This window comes from Neisseria sp., assembly GCF_041804105.1.
In the GTDB taxonomy this organism is placed as follows: Bacteria; Pseudomonadota; Gammaproteobacteria; order Burkholderiales; family Neisseriaceae; genus Neisseria.
Window position 1 is genome coordinate 1 of the sequence record NZ_JBHCJY010000002.1, and the last position, 19,341, is coordinate 19,341.

The following is a 19,341-nucleotide window of genomic DNA, read 5'->3' on the forward strand; positions in this document are numbered from 1 at the left end:
CACAATCACGCCCCACGGGTTTTCGGTGCGCACGATTTCGAGCACGTCTTCCAGCGTGAGCGGCTCGAAATAGAGGCGGCCGCTGGTGTCGAAATCGGTGGAACCGGTTTCGGGGTTGCAGTTGACCATAATGGTTTCGAAACCGCTTTCGCGCAGCGCCAAAGCCGCGTGCACGCAGCAATAGTCAAACTCGATGCCCTGACCGATGCGGTTGGGGCCGCCGCCGAGAATCATCACTTTTTTGTTGGCCGACGGCCGCGCTTCGCATTCTTCTTCATAGGTGGAATAGAGATAGGCGGTGTCGGATTGGAACTCGGCCGCGCAGGTGTCCACGCGTTTGTACACGGGGTGCAGTTTCAGGCCGTAGCGGTGTTCGCGCACTTCTTTTTCAGACAGGCCCAACAATTGCGCCAAACGCTTGTCTGAAAAACCTTTGCGTTTCAAACGGCGCAGGGCGGCATAGTCCAAATCGTTCAGACGGCCGTCTGAAACCTTTTGCTCTTCGGCCACGATGTCTTCGATTTGCGCCAAAAACCACGGATCAATCGCGCAGATTTCGTGGATTTCTTCTTTGCTGAAACCGGCGCGGAACGCATCGGCCACATACAGAATGCGGTCGGGGCCGGGGTTAGCCAGCTCGCGGCGGATTTCGGCCTTGTCTTCGGTTTTCGGATTGAAGCCGCACAAACCTGTTTCCAGTCCGCGCAGGGCTTTCTGCATCGATTCCTGAATGGTGCGGCCCATCGCCATCACCTCGCCCACCGATTTCATCTGCGTGGTCAGGCGGTCGTCGGCGGCGGGGAATTTTTCAAAGGCAAAACGCGGGATTTTCGTTACCACATAATCAATCGAAGGCTCGAACGATGCCGGCGTGCGGCCGCCGGTGATGTCGTTGCGCAATTCGTCCAAAGTGAAACCCACCGCCAGCTTGGCCGCCACTTTCGCAATCGGGAAGCCCGTGGCCTTGGAAGCCAGCGCCGAAGAACGGCTCACGCGCGGGTTCATCTCGATCACAATCATCTCGCCGTTGGCGGGGTTCACCGCAAACTGCACGTTCGATCCGCCCGTGTCCACACCGATTTCGCGCAATACCGCCAAACTGGCATTGCGCATGATTTGGTATTCCTTATCGGTGAGCGTTTGCGCGGGCGCAACGGTAATCGAATCGCCCGTATGCACGCCCATCGGATCGAAGTTTTCAATCGAGCAGATAATGATGCAGTTGTCGTTTTTATCGCGCACCACCTCCATTTCATACTCTTTCCAGCCGAGCACGGACTGCTCAATCAGCAGCTCATGCGTGGGCGACGCATCAAAACCGCGTTCGCAAATCGCCAAAAACTCGTCTTTATTGTAGGCAATGCCGCCGCCCGAACCGCCCATGGTGAAAGACGGACGAATCAGCGTCGGAAAGCCGACCTGTTCCTGCGCCGCCAAAGCTTCGTTCATCGTGTGGCAGACAAAGGATTTCGGGCAATGCAAGCCGATTTTCTCCATCGCCTCCTTAAAGCGGCCGCGGTCTTCGGCTTTGTCAATCGCGTCTTCCGTCGCGCCGATAAGCTCGACGTTGTATTTCGCCAGCACGCCGTTGCGCGCCAAATCCAGCGCACAGTTCAACGCGGTCTGGCCGCCCATCGTCGGCAGCACCGCGTCGGGGCGCTCCTTAGCGATAATCTTTTCCACGGTCTGCCACATAATCGGCTCGATATAGGTTACATCGGCCATATCGGGGTCGGTCATAATCGTGGCCGGGTTGGAGTTCACCAGAATGACTTTATAGCCTTCCTCGCGCAAGGCCTTGCACGCCTGCGCGCCGGAATAGTCAAATTCGCAAGCCTGACCGATAACGATGGGGCCGGCGCCGATGATAAGGATGGATTTTAGGTCGGTACGTTTGGGCATGGTGGGGTCTCACTATTGATAAAAATGATTTAAGAGAATTTATATTTTCTATTTAATTCTGCCACACTTAAAATCTCTTTAAATTCAGCTTGTGAGTTAATAATAATGTGGAAGATTTCTGATGGTTTATTTTCTTTTGAATAGAAATTTTCTCCATATTGTAACAAGAGTGGAAAAACAGTTTTAATATCTCTTTGTAATAATTTTATGTCTATGGAAATAATTTTACAAAAAGTTTCTGTTAACTCCTCATAATTTAAAAACTCACCTGATGTACCTTTTTGATTATTAGAATGGTGAGCAACATATGTGTTACGGTAGAATCTTAAATCTTTCGTGAAAAATTTAGATCTAAATTCATTTGCTAATTTCCTAAATTTTGGAGTATTTCCCAAAATTCTTTGATTTTTCTCAATTAGCTCTCCTAGCTTAAAGATGTTAATAATCAAATTATGGAATGCAACACGAGATATATTTACATATAAATCCAATGGTTCGGGTGGTGCTTTAAGTGCTATATTATTGCCAATTATTTCATGTGGCATGCCATTAATAAAATCCTTGATAATATATAACAAGTTGACAGCCGATTTAATTTCAATGGCAGTATCTTGCATATAGAAATACATTTTAAGCAATGTATTTTTAGTTTCTACATCCAGGTTAAGATGCATTTTTCATCATTCGTCTCGTTTGATAAAAATTAAACAATAAGCAAGCGTAGGTTGGGTCATACCCCAACGATTTCTTAAATTTCACGGTTCTGTTGGGTTTATCAACCCAACCTACGGCGTTGCCGAAATTTCAAAGGCTGTCTGAAAATTCGGCTGCCGTCATTCCCGTGTAGGCGGGAATCCATGGTTAAAATCAAGCAATATGCTGTTTTGAAATATGTTTTATAAAATCAGGCATGGATCGCCGCCTGCGCGGGAAGGACGGCAGTTGGCATTTTGCCTGTTTCAAACGGCTTTGCAGGCAGGTATTTTGTTTTTTGCAAAGGTCTCGGCTAGCACGGTTTTTCAGACGGCCTTGCTGTGTGGCAGGCCGTCTGAAAGTTTTATGCTGCTTTTGCAGCCTTCATGCTATCGATGAATTTGTCGAACAGGTAGGCGACGTCGTGCGGGCCGGGACTGGCTTCGGGGTGTCCTTGGAAGCTGAATGCGGCTTGGTTGGTTAATTCAATGCCTTGCACGGTGCCGTCAAATAGCGAGCGGTGGGTAACGCGCACGTTGTCGGGCAGGGTGTTTTCGTCGACTTGGAAGCCGTGGTTTTGGCTGGTAATCATCACGCGACCGTTGTCCAAATCCTGCACGGGGTGGTTGGCGCCGTGGTGGCCGAAGGGCATTTTGCTGGTTTTGGCACCGCTGGCGAGGCCGAGCAGTTGGTGGCCAAGACAGATGCCGAACACGGGTTTGCGGGTGGCGAGGATTTCCTGAATGGCGATGATGGCGTAGCCGCAGGGTTCGGGGTCGCCGGGGCCGTTGGACAGGAATACGCCGTCGGGATTCATGGCGAGCACGTCGGCGGCGGGGGTTTGCGCGGGCACGACGGTCAGGCGGCAACCGCGTTCGGCAAGCATACGCAGGATATTGGTTTTGACGCCGAAGTCGTAGGCGACGACGTGGTAGGGCATTTCAGACGGCCTGCCGAAGCCTTTGCCGAGCTGCCATTCGCCTTCGGTCCATTGGTAGGCTTCGGATACGGTCACTTCTTTGGCGAGGTCTTTGCCGACCATGCTGCCGAACTGGGCGATGAGTTCGCGGGCTTTTTCGGCGGTGGCGTCGGCATCGGTGAGAATGGCACCGGCCTGTGCGCCTTTGTCGCGCAGGATACGGGTAAGGCGGCGGGTGTCGATGTCGGCGATGGCGACGGTTTGGTTGCGAACAAGATATTCTTGCAGGCTTTCGCTGCTGCGGAAGTTGCTGTGCAGCAGGGGCAGGTCGCGGATAATCAGGCCGGCTGCATAAACGGCACGGCTTTCTGTGTCTTCGCCGTTGGTGCCGGTGTTGCCGATGTGGGGGTAGGTGAGGGTAACGATTTGTTTGGTGTAGGAGGGGTCGGTCAGGATTTCCTGATAACCCGTCATCGAGGTGTTGAACACGACTTCACCTGAAGTCGAGCCGTTGTAACCGATTGATGTGCCGTGAAAGATGCTGCCGTCGGCGAGAACGAGGATGGCGGGTGTGGTCATGATGGAATTCCTGTGGGTATGGATTTCAGAATGTCGGGAAGGCTTTGCAGGCCGTCTGAAAACTGCTGCCATGCGGCCAATGCGGGAACGGCTTGGTTTTGCCGTTTGCAAAGCCCTGAATGCGGCTAAAAAAAAACACGCCGCGCAACTTTGGCAAGCTGCGTTAACGTGCTTTTTCGGGCATCGGCGGATGCCTCGGAAGCAACGCATTCTAAGCCAAAACAGGCGCTGTTTCAAGCACGGAACGCCGCTTGCGCCGTAAAAAATCCGCCTGTCTCGGGCATTATCCACCTGCCCTACTCCCAGGCCGTCTGAAAAGCGATAAAAAACACTCCCTGCAACCGCTTGTTGCAGGGAGTGTTTTGTTGAACGGCAATCTTAGAACAGGGAATCGAGCTGTCCGTCGTTACCGCCGCCGTTGCCGCGGTTGATGGGGGCAACCGGTGTTTCATCTTCAAAGCCTTCGTCGCTGCGGCTGTTTTGACGGCGTTGTGCCGGACGGTCTGCATTATTGCGCGAAGATGACGGACGGGCGTTTTGCTGGCGCGGTACTGTACCGCTGTTGTCCAACGCCAAATCGCTGCTGGTGGTCTGCTGCTCTTTATAGTAATACTCGCCGCCTTTATTGACCGTACCTTCAGGGGCTTTCATGCCTTTGACTTCCGTACCTTTGAGCGCGAAACGCATGTATTCGACCCAAACCGGCAGGGCGAGCGTGCCGCCGAAAGCCGCCCGACCCATGCTGCGCGGTTTGTCGTAACCGACATAGACGGCGGTAACGACGCTGGGGTTGAAGCCGACGAACCATGCGTCTTTTGCATCGTTGGTCGTACCCGTTTTACCGGCGATGTCGCTGCGGCCGACGGCACGCGCGCCTTGGGCGGTACCTGCGCGGACAACGTCCTGCATGATTTTGTACATGATGTAGGCGTTACGCGGATCAATCACGAGCGGTGCGTTTTCACCCGCCACCAACGGCTGCATCTGCGCACGCAGGTTACCTTGGCTGTCGTAGATTTTATCGATAACGTAAGACGAAACTTTGTAACCGCCGTTGGCAAATACGGTATAGGCCTCCGCCATTTTCAGCGGGGTAGTCTCGCCCGTACCCAATGCCATGGAAAGACCTGCGGGAATTTCAGACGGCCTGAAACCGAAACGCTGGATATACTGCTGTGCGTAACCGACACCGATGGACATCAGGATGCGGATGGAAACCATGTTTTTCGAAGCGGTCAACGCCTGACGCAGGGTGATATAGCCGGCATAGCGGCCGTCTGCATTTTTCGGCTGCCACGCTTTGCCGTTGGCACCCTGCCCCGGCAGGGAAATCGGCGCATCGTTAATCATGGTGGAAGCGGTCATGCCCTTGGCCAATGCAGCGGAATAGACGAAAGGCTTGAATGACGAACCGGGCTGGCGCATGGCTTGGGCGGCACGGTTAAACGTTTTGCTGTGGAAATCGTAACCGCCTACCAGTGCGCGCACGGCACCTGTTTTGGCGTCAAGCGACACCAGCGCTCCCTGTAATTCGGGCTCCTGCACAACCGTCCAGTTGTTGCCGCGCCCCTGTACACGGATAACCGAACCGCGGCGGATGCGGTCTTCACCCATTTTTTCATTGTTGATGGCACGCGCGGCAAAACCGATTTCACCGCCGCTCAAATTAACCTGCCTGCCGCTGGGCAATTGGATTTGCAGGCTGCTTTTCGATGCTTTCAAAACAACGGCCGGCACCATTCCGTCAACGGTATACAGCGAAGACAAATGCTGTCCGACGGTTTCTTCCACATTGTCCGATTGGCTCAAGTCAATGAAATTTTCCGCACCGCGATAGCTGCCGCCGCGCCCGTAATTACGCAACAAACGGCGCAGTGCATTGGTGGCTACGCGTTGGTTTTCAGAATGGACGGTGGTATATACCTTGAAACCCTGAGTATAGGCATCTTCACCGTATTTTTCATACAGCTCCTGACGCGCCATTTCGGCCACATACAGGGCGTTTTGGTCGATTTTCTGCACGAAACGCTCGAAATGCAGCTCTTCCGCCAATGCGGCATCACGCTGCGCGGCAGTAATCCAACCTTCCTCAACCATATTGTTGAGAATATAGGTTTGGCGCAATTTGGCACGCTCGGGGTTCACAATCGGATTGTAGGCGGAAGGTGCTTTAGGAAGACCGGCCAACATCGAAGCCTCGGCCAATGTCAGGTCTTGGACTTTTTTATTGAAATAAATCCGAGCGGCGGAAGTGAAACCGTAAGCCCGCTGGCCAAGATAAATCTGGTTGAAATAAAGCTCCAAAATCTGGTCTTTACTCAACGACTGTTCGATTTTATATGCCAGAAGCGCTTCGTTGAATTTACGGGTAAACGTACGCTCGTTACTCAAATAAAAGTTTTTGGCGACTTGCTGGGTAATCGTACTGGCTCCCGACTGGACCTCCCCGGCAGTAATGTTGCCGATAATGGCACGCCCCACACCGACTACGTCAACGCCCCAATGCTCGTAGAAACGCTTGTCCTCCGCAGCCAACACGGCATCTTTCAAAACCTTGGGAAAATCTTTGATCTTGGTAAATTCGCGACGTTCCTCGCCGTACATACCGATGATTTTGCCGTCTGAAGAATATACCGTCAGAGGCATTTTCGGCTGATAGTGTTGTAAAGTGTCCAAAGAAGGAAGTTTGGGATAAGTAACCAAAACCGCAATAGCCAAAAGGCCTACGGCAAAAAGTGCCAAACCCAAAAACAGACCCAAACAGGTCGTTATAATCTTTTTAATCATGACTGGTTAATATTTTGCCATCAACGGCATTAAATAAAGTAAAATAGATAACGATTTCAGCAATGCACAGTAACTTCGTGTAAGGCTGTCGGATATCCGTTACGGACAATAAAATGTTACTCACACCTAATAATACAGGGAAGTCACACCATGCGCTTACTAAAAAGCACTAAAAATACAAATACTAAAACCAACAAATCACCAAACGGATTAAGCAACCGGTCGGCAGTCGGCATCGACATCAGCCAGCATTCCATCAAGATGGTTCAACTGGCAGGCCGTAGTTTAAACCAAATCCAGTTGGAAAAATACGTTATCGCCAAGCTCCCTAAAAATATTGTAGCGGGCAACAAAATCCACGATTACGACCAGCTTGTAACGTATTTGCAACATGCCTACGCCCAACTGCATACTTCATGCAAAAATTTTGTGGCCGCTGTTCCTCAAAATTTAGCCACTATCGAAACCGTAATCTACAGCAACAAAGATTCGGATATCAGTTTGGAAGATTTCGCCGAAACGGAAATTGCCGAAATCGGCCCGATTGATGAGATGAGCTACGATTTCCAAGTTACCGGCACTTCCGTATCTCCAGCTGGCCAGAAGGTTCTGCTTGCTGCCGCAAAAAAAGACGACATCGAAGCACGCATCGAACTGTACGAGAACGCCGATTTAACACTCTCCGCAATGGACGTAGACATCTTTGCTCAAGCCAATGCGTTCTCCTTTTGGGTAAATAAACACAGTCCGGAACTTGAAAACGAAAAAATCGCAATTTTCGGTATCTATGCCACCCAAATGTATGCTTTAATTATGCAAAACGGGCAAATAATATACCGACAGGAAACTTCTGTCAGCACCGAGCAACTCAACCAACTGATTCAGCGTACCTATCAGGTAACGGAAGAAAAAGCATTCCAAATGATGAATGCAACAACCAAACCGACCGATTACCAAGCCCAAGTGGCAGATCGCTTCAATATACAGGTAGCTCAAGAAATCCAACGTGTATTGCAGTTTTACTACACTACACAGTCGAATGACGGTTTTGCCAATATCAAACACATCTTCCTGACCGGTACCGCATCGCAACAAGCAGGGCTGGCAGAAACGGTTTTCTCGCAAACCAACACAGCGACCCAATGCCTGCACCCTGCCGTTTATGCAGACAAAGGAGGCAAAATTGATTTGCCGCAGCTACAGATGGATGCACCATCGTTAACACTTGCTTTCGGATTAGCATTAAGGGGACTTTAAAACATGATTGAATTAACCAAAATCAATCTTCTCCCATATCGGGAAGAGATTCTGCAAAAAAAGAAAAAGCAGTTCAATATGCTGATGCTGCTTGCCCTGTTAATCGGTATCGGTTTGGCAGGCATCACTTTCCTGACCATCAGCAACATGATCGGCAGTCAAGAAGCCCGCAATGCCCTTCTTGAAAGTAAAATTACCGAACTGGATACGGATTTGGGAGAAATCAAAAAGCTCCAGCAGGAAAAAGCCGACTTCTTGTCCAAAAAGAAAAAAGTGGAAGAACTTCAAGAGAAGCGTTTTCAGGCGGCCTCGATTATTGACTCCTTTAACGTGCTGATCCCTGAAAGTACCTATATCACTTCAGTAGTTGCCGACAGTCCGACCAGCTACACAATCAGCGGTCGGGCCATCAGCGACAGCAAAATCGCCCAATTCATGCGCTCATTGCCGAGCAATGGCATTTTTGCACAGCCCGAATTGGTAAGCATTAAAAAAGTGGATAATTACCAAGAATTTACCTTAAAAGTCTTACTCGCCGGTCAAGCAGCTTCCGCTTCTCAGCCAACTGCTGCCGCCGCACAATTACAGGGAAAATAAAATGGCCGCAAAAAAAGATTTGGATTTGAAAACCCTACATTTATTGAGTACTCCCGCCAAATGTACCTTGGCCGGACTAGTAGTCGCAGGGGTTTTGGCTTTGGGTTACTTCGCGGTTTTTAAGGGTCAGTTGGACAATCTGACAGCCACAGAAGAAAAAGAAGTCGAACTCAAAAAAACGTACACGCAGAAAAGCATCGAAGCCGCCAGCTTGGATAACCTGAAAGCAGAACTGTCATCCATCCGAACCGCTTTCGATACATTACTTAAACAACTGCCTACGGATGCTGAAATTCCAACATTGATACAAGAGCTGCATCAGGCAGGTTCAAACAACAGCCTGCGTTTGGATAGTGTTACGCCTCAAACACCGGTAAACGACGGCCCGATACAGAAGCTGCCGTACAGTATTGCCATTACCGGCAAACATGCCCAAATCAGCCAGTTTGCCCGCGATGTAGGCGCCCTCTCCCGTATCATTACTTTGGAATCATTGGTCATCAACCAAAGTGAAGAAGCAAAAAACAGTACCGATTCGAATAAAGGCAAAAACGACAAAAGCGATATGCTGACTTTAAGCGCAACCGCCACTACTTACAAAGCAAGACCTGCGGAAGAAGTGGCAGCCGAAGTTGCCGCAGCCAGTGCTGCCAGCGCCGCTGAACCGAACAACGGCAAAGACAACGACAATAAATAACAGGGAAATCATGAAAAACAAAATCTTACTTGCAGGCCTTGTTTCTCTTGCCGCCTGCACACCGGCCCACGATGATTTGGCTCAGTGGATGACAAAAACCCGGAAAGATGCAAAATCGCACGTTATCCCGTTTGAAGCGCCGGTTGTAACACCGCCCAAACCATATATACAGCCGCACTTTTCAGGGCTGCACGCTTTCAGCAGCGGCCGTCTGAATACCATCCAACCCGGCGGTGTAAATGCACCGGATGCCAACCGACCGAAAGAAACACTGGAAGCATTCAGTCTCGACACACTGAAATATGTCGGCACCCTACGCAACGGAAACAAAATTTCCGGCTATGTTGAAGCTGAAAACCATGTCTACACCGTTTCTCCGGGTAATTATCTCGGACAGAACCACGGACGTATCCAAAGCATCACGCCAGATAAAATCATTCTGACCGAACTGGTTGAAGACAGTTCCGGAAACTGGACTTACCGCCAAGCCGAATTACCTTTGAGCAATGCTGCAGAAAAAACCGATACCGCAGCAGCCAACCAAACAAAATAACTAAGGGTCTTACTTTATGAAAACCAACAGCATCAAAAAGATTGTCGCCGGAATCAGCTTTGCCATCGCCGCACACACAGCAGCCGCAGGGAACATTACCGATATCAACGTATCCACTCTACCCAACAATCAAAAAATCATCAAAATCCGCTTCGATAAAGACGTCAAATCTCCCAGCGGTTTCGTGACACCTACACCTGCCCGTATCGCACTTGATTTCGCCGATACTGGCATCCGTTTGCCGCAACCCGTATTGGAATATGCTGACCCACTGTTAAATCAGATTACCGCAGCACAAAACAGCAACCGCGCACGTATTGTCTTAGGCTTAAATAAAGTCAGCCAATACAGCACCGAAATCCGTGGCAAAGAAGTTTGGGTATTTGTAAACGAATCTTCCGACCAGACCAGCACTTTCCCCAAAGCAGCCGCATCAGCCAATACTGCACCGATCGCAGCTACTGCACGTTCTTCCCGTGCAGAACAGCAGATTGCCTCAGCCAATATCGATTTCCGCAAAGGTTCCGGCAACACCGGCATCGTCGAACTGAACGCACCTTCCTTCCACGGCGATCCCGAAATCAAGCAACAAAACGACCGTATCATTATCACGCTGAAAAACCATGCCCTGCCCGTGCAGGCGCAACGTAGCCTTGATGTAGCCGATTTCAACACGCCCGTACGCAACGTTACCATGAAGCGCATCAGTAACGGTACACAAATCATCATCCGCAACAACGGAAACTGGGATGTCCGTACCAAGTCTGCAGCAGGTCGTTACAGCTTTGAAATCAGTCCCAAATCCGTTGTTGCCAGCAAAGGCTTGAACACCAACAGCAACAAATCTTTCAGCGGCCGCAAAATTTCACTCGACTTCCAAGATGTTGAAGTACGCACCATCCTGCAAATTCTTGCCAAAGAATCAGGTGTTAACATTGTTGCCAGTGATTCCGTAAACGGTAAAATGACACTTTCTCTGAAAGACGTGCCGTGGGATCAGGCATTGGATTTAGTGATGCAGGCACGCAATCTCGATATGCGCCGCCAAGGTAACATCATCAATATTGCTCCGCGCGACGAATTGTTGGCCAAAGACAAAGCCACTTTGCGGGCACAAAAAGAAATCGAAGATTTGGGTCCCTTGTTCTCCCAAACTTTCCAATTGAAATACAAAAACGTGGAAGAGTTCCGCAAAATCCTGCGTTTGGATGAAACCGGCAGCAGCAGTAACGACAACAACCGCAACACCCTGTTAAGTCCCCGCGGTAGCGCGCTGATTGACCCGGCAACCAATACCCTGATTTTGACCGACAACCATAGTGTTATTCAGAAATTCCGTAAACTGATTGAAGAATTGGATGTACCAACCCGCCAGGTAATGGTAGAAGCACGTATTGTTGAAGCAGAAGAAGGCTTCTCACGCGACATAGGTGTGAAATTCGGTTATACCGGTGCAAACGGGCGCAGCACTTGGGGTTCCAACTGGACAAATGCGGTAAACAACCAAGGCACCACCGTAAATAATAACCGGACGATTGCCAATGCCATTCTCGGCGGTTCGAATACCATCCCGACCACCACTCCGTTGGAGTTTGCACCGAATATCAATCTTCCGATTGCATCGGCCGCTTCTAGCATCGCACTGGTTCGCTCGCTCTCTTCCGGCGCGCTCGGCTTGGAATTGTCGGCAATGGAAAGCCAAAACCGCGTGAAAACATTATCCAATCCGCGCGTTTTGACCCAAGACCGCAAACAGGCAACTATTGAGTCCGGCCAAGAAATTCCGTATCAGGAAGCCACTTCCAGCGGCGCAACTTCGGTTTCGTTCAAAAAAGCCGTATTAGGTCTGACCGTTACCCCGAATATTACGCCCGACGGCCAAATCATCATGGATGTCAAAATCAATAAAGACAATCCCACCGACTGTGTCGTGGACAGCTACACCACAAAATGTATTTCCACCAAACAGTTGAATACCCAAGCAATGGTTGAAGACGGCGGCACTTTGGTCGTCGGCGGTATCTATGAAGAAGAGAAAAGCAACGGCGTCAGAAAAGTACCGCTGCTGGGAGACATTCCTGTAGTCGGTAATCTGTTCAAATCCCGTACCCGTGGAGAATCACGCAGAGAACTGCTGATTTTCATCACTCCGCGCATTATGGACGGTATCGGCAGCAATCTGCGTTACTGATACCTGCCAACACACAAAACGGCCTGATTCTTCAGGCCGTTTTTAATACTTTCATGTCAATGGGCGTAGTTATGCGCATAGCAATATAGCGGATTTAATTAATTTTCGATACAAGGCAGCAAGCCGCAGACAGTACAAATAGTACGGCAAGGCGCAGCAACGCCGTAGCGAAAGTTAAGTTAATCCGCTATAGACTGGGTTCTTTGCAAAATTCTTCCAGGCCGTCTGAAAATATCTGACTACCGTCATTCCCGCGCAGGCGGAAATTCAAAAAACCTTTTTATTCAGCCATGTTTCAAATTCAGGCAGAATTCCCATATACGCAGAAATAACTCTGTTTTTCAATTCAACAGTCCCAAAGTTTTTCACAAAGTTCTCACCAGCAAGAATAACGGATGCCGTCTGAAAGAGAATCTGCGGTTTGGAAACATATACATCATAGATTACACCATCTGCGGGCAGTTAACCGTATCAATTGTGCCGTAACTGTTCTTCCTGAATTTCCATTAATCAGCCCCCCCCTTGTAGTCAGAATCCAACAACCCCACAATTGGCGCACACGCTCTTTTTCTAAAAATATTTTTTATACGCATCAAACATATATACAGCAAATGATGCTTTGTTCATGCCGTTTCACACACATTAACAGCCTCCCCTATTCATCCTGATGTAACCCCGCGTTATGATACTCACAGCTTCAGACGGCCTGTTTTTTCATCCGCCTTGATGCTTTCGATTTCATTTTTCCATAAGGAACCCTCATGAAAACTTTATCAGCCATCACATTAGGCGCATTACTTCTTACTGCCGCTACCGCACAAGCGGCCATTGATAACCCGACCGTTTCCCGCAAAGCCGTATCCTATTCCTGCCAAAGCGGTAAGAAAGTCAAAGTTACCTACGGTTTTAACCGCCAAGGGCTTCCGACTTATGCAAAGGCGTTTGCCAATGGCAAAAACCGTTATATGCCGATTAATCTTTCACGTTCTGACAATGTCGAGACGATTTTCGGCGATGAAAACAGCTTCAGCCTGAGCACCGACTACATGGATCGGAAAAACTACCGCCAACGCCCTGTCATGATTACCGCACCTGACGGCGAAATTGTGTTTAAAAACTGTTCGCCCCGCCGTAGCCGCCGCTAAAAATCGGTTGTCCGACAAAGGCCGTCTGAAAATCAAATTTCAAACGGCCTTACTTTTTCAGACGGCCTTTCATCCCTTATCGTCTTCTGTTTCAAAATCCCGATATAGCTCTACAAACTGCGGACAATGTATCCGGCCGCTATTTAAAACAACCGGCATCCGCAAATGCAACAAGCACGGCAATCGATGCCGCCAGACACAACCGTTATCACCGAATCAGGAAACTCTGCATAAAAGGTTATATGGTCGTGATGATTCATCAGCAACAAATGGAATTGAATGTACCTCCTATTTCTGGGTGTGAAACATATAAGGCCGTCTGAAAAATATTTTCAGACGGCCTTTGTTTTGATTGCAAGCCAATCAGGATTTATGCTCTTCGCTGTCAAGGAAACTCTTCAATCTGTCGCTGCGGGTCGGATGGCGCAGCTTGCGCAGGGCTTTGGCTTCGATTTGGCGGATACGCTCGCGGGTAACATCGAACTGCTTGCCGACTTCTTCAAGCGTGTGGTCGGTGTTCATGTCGATGCCGAAACGCATACGCAGCACTTTGGCTTCGCGCGGGGTCAGGCTTTCGAGCACTTCTTTGGTTACTTCGTGCAGGCTGGAATACATGGCCGCATCAGCGGGCGCCAGATTGTTTTCATCCTGAATGAAATCGCCCAAATGTGAATCGTCGTCGTCGCCGATGGGGGTTTCCATCGAAATCGGCTCTTTGGCGATTTTCATGATTTTGCGGATTTTGTCTTCCGGCATTTCCATCAGCTCGGCCAGTTTTGCAGAATCCGGATCTTCACCGTTTTCCTGCAGGTATTGGCGCGAAATGCGGTTCATTTTGTTGATGGTTTCGATCATGTGCACCGGAATACGGATGGTGCGTGCTTGGTCGGCAATCGAACGGGTAATGGCCTGACGTATCCACCATGTCGCATAAGTCGAGAATTTATAACCGCGGCGGTATTCGAATTTGTCCACCGCCTTCATCAGGCCGATGTTGCCTTCCTGAATCAAATCAAGGAATTGCAAACCGCGGTTGGTGTATTTTTTTGCAATCGAAATTACCAAACGCAGGTTGGCCTGAATCATTTCCTGTTTGGCAGCAGCGGTTTCCTTCTCGCTGACCACCATGTTTTTGCTGATGTCTTTCAACTCACCGATAGAAATACGGGTTTCGCGTTCGACTTCGGAAAGCTCGGTCTGTTTTTCGAGAATGGCATAACGGAAACGGTCGAGTGCTTCGCTCCATTTGTTGTTTTTGGCGATTTCTTCTTCCAGCCAGTCCAAACGGGTAATCTGAGGCAAAAATTCGCCAAGAAAATAATGGCGCTCCATTTGGACGCGATCCACACAAATATCGCGAATTTCCCGCTCGAGACGGCGGATGTTGTCCACCCTGCTGCGCAGGCTGCCCGACAGGTTTTCAATCTGACGGGTGGCAAAACGCACTTCCAGCAGTTTGGCAGCAATGGCATCGCGATGGGTCAGATAACTTTCGTGGCGGCTGTCGTGTTTGTTGAGCTGGGTAATCATCTTTTTGTAATCTGCTTCAATCTGCTTGAAATGTTCGATTACTTTCTGTTTCAGCTCTTCCAGATTGGCGGCGGACAGGCTTTCGGCATCGGTCGCATCATCGTCGTCATCGCCGTCCGAATCGTCATCATCGCTGTCGTCACCATCCGAAGCAGCGGCGGCAGGCGGGCTGCTTTCCAAATGACCCAAACCGAGTTCGTTCAGCAGCACTTCGTTAGGATCGATGATGGCCTCCACCACTTCGTCGACACGGATTTCATCGTTTTTGACCTGATTAATCAGCTCCAAAATCTCGGCCACCGAACCTGGGCAGGCCGAAATGGCCTGCACCATGTTTTTCAGGGCGTTTTCGATTTTTTTGGCGATGATGATTTCGTCTTCGCGGGTCAACAGGTCAACCTGCCCCATTTCGCGCATGTACATACGCACAGGGTCGGTAGTGCGCCCGAACTCCGAATCCGCGCTCGACAAAGCCGCTTCCGCTTCTTCCACAGCATCGTCGTCGGTCAGGCCGGCGGTGTTGTCGCTCATCAGGATGTCTTCGGCATCGGGAGCCTGTTCGGTTACCTGAATGCCCAAACCGCTGATCATGGAAACGATATTGTCGATTTGGTCGGCATCGGACATATCGTCGGGCAGCGCGTCATTGATTTCGGAGTAGGTGATGTAGCCGCGCTCCTTGCCCATGATGATGAGCTGGCGCAACCGCGCCCGCTGCTCTTCGACGGTCAGCGGGCGGTTGTCATCCTGCTCTTGGTATTCTTCGTAATTGTCAGACATGAATAATCTCGTTGGAAAACAGTTAATTGCAACGCAATGCCGTCTGAAAAATGAAAACGGGTATTCTGCGGTCGGCTCTGTTCATAATCGGCTCGGTTGCAGCAAAGACAAATGTTTTCAGACGGCCTTTACTCGGCAGGGTCGGTCGTGCATCGACTGCAAAACGGTTTAAGAAAAATGACCGGTATCGGGGCAAAAAATACGGCGGGATAAAACATCTTGCCGTATCGCACTCTGCCATCCGTCCCGACAAATACGCCGCAGCGAATGATTTTGACCTAAAGGTTTATTGGTTCGCCTTCGACATCAGCAGCGACATCAAAAGCTGCTTTTCGCCCGCACTCAGTCCGTTTTGCAGGCTTTTTTGTTTCAGCATTTCAATTTGGCTGTATTTTAACTCATTTAACAGCTTTTTCATGCCGATTTTGAAATTTTCGCAATCCTCCTCACTGCTGCCGTCCAAGGCATCCGAATCAGGCACGCTTTTAAAAATCTGATTCAAAACAGCCTCATACGGCGAACCGCGCACGTGCTCTAAAACCTGCGCGCTACTCATTGGGACAGTTTGCGCGCGGATGAGTTCGGCCACCTCCGCCAAACAGGCAAAATCACCTTCCAGCGGCAGGTAATCCGGCAGGTCTATATATGCAGCCCATTGCGGATTTATCAAGAGACTGCGGATTTGCCGCTGCACCAACGTCAGCATCTGCGGCTGGCGGAACGTTTCCTGCGGCAGTTTATAGTTTTTCTGCTGAACATGGCGGCGCGGCGCTTCCTGCCCGAGCAGTTGCGCAAGGTTGGCAGGATCGATGCCCACCATCTCGCTCAGCCGCTGTTTCAGCAGAAAACCCAACGCAGGCGCATTAATCTGCGCCAGCAGCGGCGATGCGGTTTTCACCAATTCCGCCTTGCCTTCCTGCGTGTTCAGGTTCAGGCCGTCTGAAAGACGTTCCCAAAAATATTCCGACAGCGGCTTGCTCTGATGAACCAGCGTATCTTCAAACTGCGTCTTGCCGAATTGCCGCACATAACTGTCGGGGTCGTGTTCAGACGGCAGAAATAGAAAGTGCAGTGATTTATCGTCTTTCAACTGCGGCAACGCATTTTCCAATGCGCGCCAAGCCGCCTTGCGCCCCGCCGCATCGCCGTCGAAACAGAAATAGATGCTGTCGGTTTGGCGCATCAGGATTTTGACGTGTTCCGCCGTGGTCGAAGTGCCGAGCGACGCCACCGCGTAGCCCACGCCGAACTGCGCCAGCGCCACCACGTCCATATAGCCCTCCACCACCAAAATCCGCCCTGCATCTTTAATCGCTGCACGGCCTTCGTACAGGCCGTACAGGTTTTTCCCCTTGTCAAACAAAGGTGTATCGGGAGAATTCAAATATTTCGGCTTCGAGTCGTCCAGCACCCGCCCGCCGAAACCGATCACCTGACCGCGTGTATCCCGAATCGGAAACATAATCCGATGGCGGAAACGGTCGTAATGGCGGTTTTGTTCTTCATTATGAATAACTTGCCCGCCTTCCACCAAAGCCGTGTTCGGATACGGCCGGAACACTTCCGCCAGCGGCTGCCAGCTGTCCGGCGCATAGCCCAAACCGTAATGCTCGATGATTTCCGCATTCAGCCCGCGTTTTCGCAAATACGCCGAAGCATCCGCCGACGTTTTCAGACGGCCTTGATAAAACTGCGCACAAGCCGCCATCGTTTCTTCCAGCGACTGCTGCTTTTTCTTACGCTCCGCCCGCACCTCGGGATTTTCATTCGCCCCGTGCACCTTCGGCACGACCATACCCACGCGGTCAGCCAGATACTGCACGGCCTCAACAAACGAAAGACCTTGATATTCCATCAAAAAACCAATCGCCGACCCATGCACCCCGCAGCCGAAACAATGGTAAAACTGCTTGCTCGGGCTTACCGAAAACGACGGCGACTTTTCTTTGTGGAACGGGCAGCAAGCCATATAGTTCGCCCCGCCTTTTTTCAGCGGCACGCGCTCGTCGATAATATCGACAATATCGACTTTGGCCAGCAGTTCGTCTATGAAATCGGATGGAATCATGGTATTCAAATCGATATATTCAGAAATATCTAGGGATAAAGGCCGTCTGAAACTTTTCAGACAGCCATTTAGCATTAATTATCCAATCGAACCAATCTGCCTTTTACTTTGGCACAAACACCGCCTTCGCTGCTGCATCTTACCAATTTACCATTGCTTACAGCCTGATTGATTTCCGAGACCCAATCACTTCTGCTAATTTCTTTTTTACCTACATAAATCAGATATACTGCTATTCCAACACACAATATTCCCAGCACAACAAAAGCAGCAACTGCAGACCAAACCAACTTCTTCAATTCCTTGGCCGATTTTTCTTGACGACTCATAACTTCACGGGCTGAATTTTCCAGCCATCCAGCAGTCTCGTGTATTCTCTCCTTGACAGACTCCACCGACTTATCCATACCTTCATGCAATGCTTTCGCAGCAGTTTGCCGGATATTATCCGTAGTCCTGTCAAGATTACCCAATGCAGAATTCAATTTATTTTGGGCTTGAACATTCAAAAGTTCCGCATTCTTTGCCCGCTTTTCTGTTTGGCCCGCCAAAGCGATCACATTATCGGTCAATATATCTATTTTTCTCTCCAAACTCATATCTGAATCTTTCTTGTCTGCTTTTTTAAGAACGAACCATCCGTTTTACAGGCGCATCAACTTGCTGTGCGCGGATTTCTTCCAAACGTTCAAGTTCTTGCTGCCTGTCGTATGCCGCCTGAACATTGTCAGCATTCTGGCGAAGATTACGACCAATATCGGAATCCATCAAACTGTCCAAAGCCACATGCATTTTCGGATCATCCGAAAGCAATGCTGCAAACCCATAAGCACGAAACTCTTCGGGGGAAGCATTTTGAGCGAGCGGTTGGACAACATTAGGAATATTGCTTCCAAATGAGAAATAATTTCCAATATTTTCAGTATCAACAGGTGTTAAACTTGAATGTTCATCATGTCGCGTGTTGTAATCTTCTAAATTTGGTATAGGAAATTTAGAATACCCTCCTTGTTTCCATTCAACAGGCCAATTACTATTTAATGGAGTATCTTTCCATTCACTTTCTGCAAGCCATCTGGCACCATTACCATAACGATTATCCGGATTAATAGTTTTGCGAGCTTCAATAACCACATCTTCCCATGAACTTCCTCCCTTTTGTTTTCTTAGCCTATTACCAATACGGATACCTAATTCATTATTATGCTCATCCATTTTATTAGCTTCAATCTCTTGACCTAATGTATTACCTTGAATTTCATGGCCTTCAAGAAGAAATCTAGCATATCTCTCACCAAATCTACGTGTTAACTCAGCAGAAAGTAAAACATGACGATATGCATCAGCAGGCCCATTAACACGGCCTGGTAAATTTGAACCTATACTTTCATTCATAGATGCACTACGCACTCCACGTGTAGCAGTTTCTTCAACTTCACGCAATCCTTTTCTATATATTTCCAAAAACTTTTTCTTATAATCATCACTCATACAAATTCCCAGCTATAGCAAATAAACTTATTTATCGATACACACCTGAAACAGCCAATCCACATCCGTAATTCGCAGCCGATTCCTAACACCTTTAATCCAAGCCCACTTTTTCTCTATCTGATTCAGATCGGGGCTATAAGGTGGAAGCC

Annotated in this window: 14 protein-coding genes; 6 read left to right on the forward strand and 8 right to left on the reverse strand. The window is 49.4% G+C overall.

Features of this window, described 5'->3' with window-relative positions; all coding sequences use genetic code 11:
• From carB to ACEYDX_RS00090, 4 genes are all read right to left on the reverse strand, one after another.
• Window positions 1-1,902 (reverse strand): carbamoyl-phosphate synthase large subunit (carB, locus tag ACEYDX_RS00075; RefSeq protein ID WP_373740009.1); only part of this gene is annotated, 1,902 nt, incomplete at its 3' end.
• Window positions 1,903-1,931: 29 nt separating this feature from the next.
• Window positions 1,932-2,576 carry an integron-associated HEPN domain-containing protein gene (locus ACEYDX_RS00080; protein WP_373740010.1) on the reverse strand — a complete coding sequence of 215 codons (645 nt, stop codon included), beginning with the start codon at window positions 2,574-2,576 and terminating at the stop codon, window positions 1,932-1,934.
• A 383-nt stretch (window positions 2,577-2,959) separates the two neighbouring features.
• Window positions 2,960-4,093 carry a glutamine-hydrolyzing carbamoyl-phosphate synthase small subunit gene (gene carA, locus ACEYDX_RS00085; protein WP_373740011.1) on the reverse strand — a complete coding sequence of 378 codons (1,134 nt, stop codon included), beginning with the start codon at window positions 4,091-4,093 and terminating at the stop codon, window positions 2,960-2,962.
• Between the two features lie 378 nt (window positions 4,094-4,471).
• Window positions 4,472-6,880 (reverse strand): penicillin-binding protein 1A, encoded by a 2,409-nt coding sequence (locus ACEYDX_RS00090; protein WP_373740012.1) that lies wholly within the window; start codon window positions 6,878-6,880, stop codon window positions 4,472-4,474.
• A gap of 150 nt (window positions 6,881-7,030) precedes the next feature.
• Here ACEYDX_RS00090 and pilM point away from each other — a divergent pair, with 150 nt between their 5' ends.
• The 6 genes from pilM to ACEYDX_RS00120 all read left to right on the forward strand — a co-directional run bounded on the left by pilM (window position 7,031) and on the right by ACEYDX_RS00120 (window position 13,320).
• Window positions 7,031-8,137 carry a type IV pilus assembly protein PilM gene (pilM, locus tag ACEYDX_RS00095; RefSeq protein ID WP_373740013.1) on the forward strand — a complete coding sequence of 369 codons (1,107 nt, stop codon included), beginning with the start codon at window positions 7,031-7,033 and terminating at the stop codon, window positions 8,135-8,137.
• A 3-nt stretch (window positions 8,138-8,140) separates the two neighbouring features.
• Window positions 8,141-8,734 (forward strand): PilN domain-containing protein, encoded by a 594-nt coding sequence (locus tag ACEYDX_RS00100; protein ID WP_373740014.1) that lies wholly within the window; start codon window positions 8,141-8,143, stop codon window positions 8,732-8,734.
• A gap of 1 nt (window position 8,735) precedes the next feature.
• A complete protein-coding gene (locus ACEYDX_RS00105) occupies window positions 8,736-9,431 on the forward strand; it encodes a type 4a pilus biogenesis protein PilO (RefSeq protein WP_373740015.1) in 696 nt (231 codons plus the stop codon).
• A gap of 10 nt (window positions 9,432-9,441) precedes the next feature.
• A complete protein-coding gene (locus ACEYDX_RS00110) occupies window positions 9,442-9,984 on the forward strand; it encodes a pilus assembly protein PilP (RefSeq protein WP_373740022.1) in 543 nt (180 codons plus the stop codon).
• A 16-nt stretch (window positions 9,985-10,000) separates the two neighbouring features.
• Window positions 10,001-12,175, forward strand: a complete 2,175-nt coding sequence (gene pilQ, locus ACEYDX_RS00115) for a type IV pilus secretin PilQ (RefSeq protein WP_373740016.1) — start codon at window positions 10,001-10,003, stop codon at window positions 12,173-12,175.
• Between the two features lie 761 nt (window positions 12,176-12,936).
• The gene (locus ACEYDX_RS00120) at window positions 12,937-13,320 is read left to right on the forward strand and encodes an adhesin (RefSeq protein WP_373740017.1); all 384 of its coding nucleotides are present in this window, start codon (window positions 12,937-12,939) and stop codon (window positions 13,318-13,320) included.
• 363 nt (window positions 13,321-13,683) lie between these two features.
• Here the strand turns inward: ACEYDX_RS00120 and rpoD are convergent, their stop codons facing one another.
• The 4 genes from rpoD to ACEYDX_RS00140 all read right to left on the reverse strand — a co-directional run bounded on the left by rpoD (window position 13,684) and on the right by ACEYDX_RS00140 (window position 19,189).
• On the reverse strand, window positions 13,684-15,630 hold the full coding sequence (rpoD, locus tag ACEYDX_RS00125; protein ID WP_373740018.1) for an RNA polymerase sigma factor RpoD: 1,947 nt from the start codon (window positions 15,628-15,630) through the stop codon (window positions 13,684-13,686).
• Between the two features lie 286 nt (window positions 15,631-15,916).
• Window positions 15,917-17,698, reverse strand: a complete 1,782-nt coding sequence (dnaG, locus tag ACEYDX_RS00130; protein WP_373740019.1) for a DNA primase — start codon at window positions 17,696-17,698, stop codon at window positions 15,917-15,919.
• 74 nt (window positions 17,699-17,772) lie between these two features.
• On the reverse strand, window positions 17,773-18,297 hold the full coding sequence (locus tag ACEYDX_RS00135) for a hypothetical protein (protein WP_373740020.1): 525 nt from the start codon (window positions 18,295-18,297) through the stop codon (window positions 17,773-17,775).
• A 25-nt stretch (window positions 18,298-18,322) separates the two neighbouring features.
• Window positions 18,323-19,189 carry a hypothetical protein gene (locus ACEYDX_RS00140; RefSeq protein ID WP_373740021.1) on the reverse strand — a complete coding sequence of 289 codons (867 nt, stop codon included), beginning with the start codon at window positions 19,187-19,189 and terminating at the stop codon, window positions 18,323-18,325.
• Window positions 19,190-19,341: the final 152 nt, after the last annotated feature.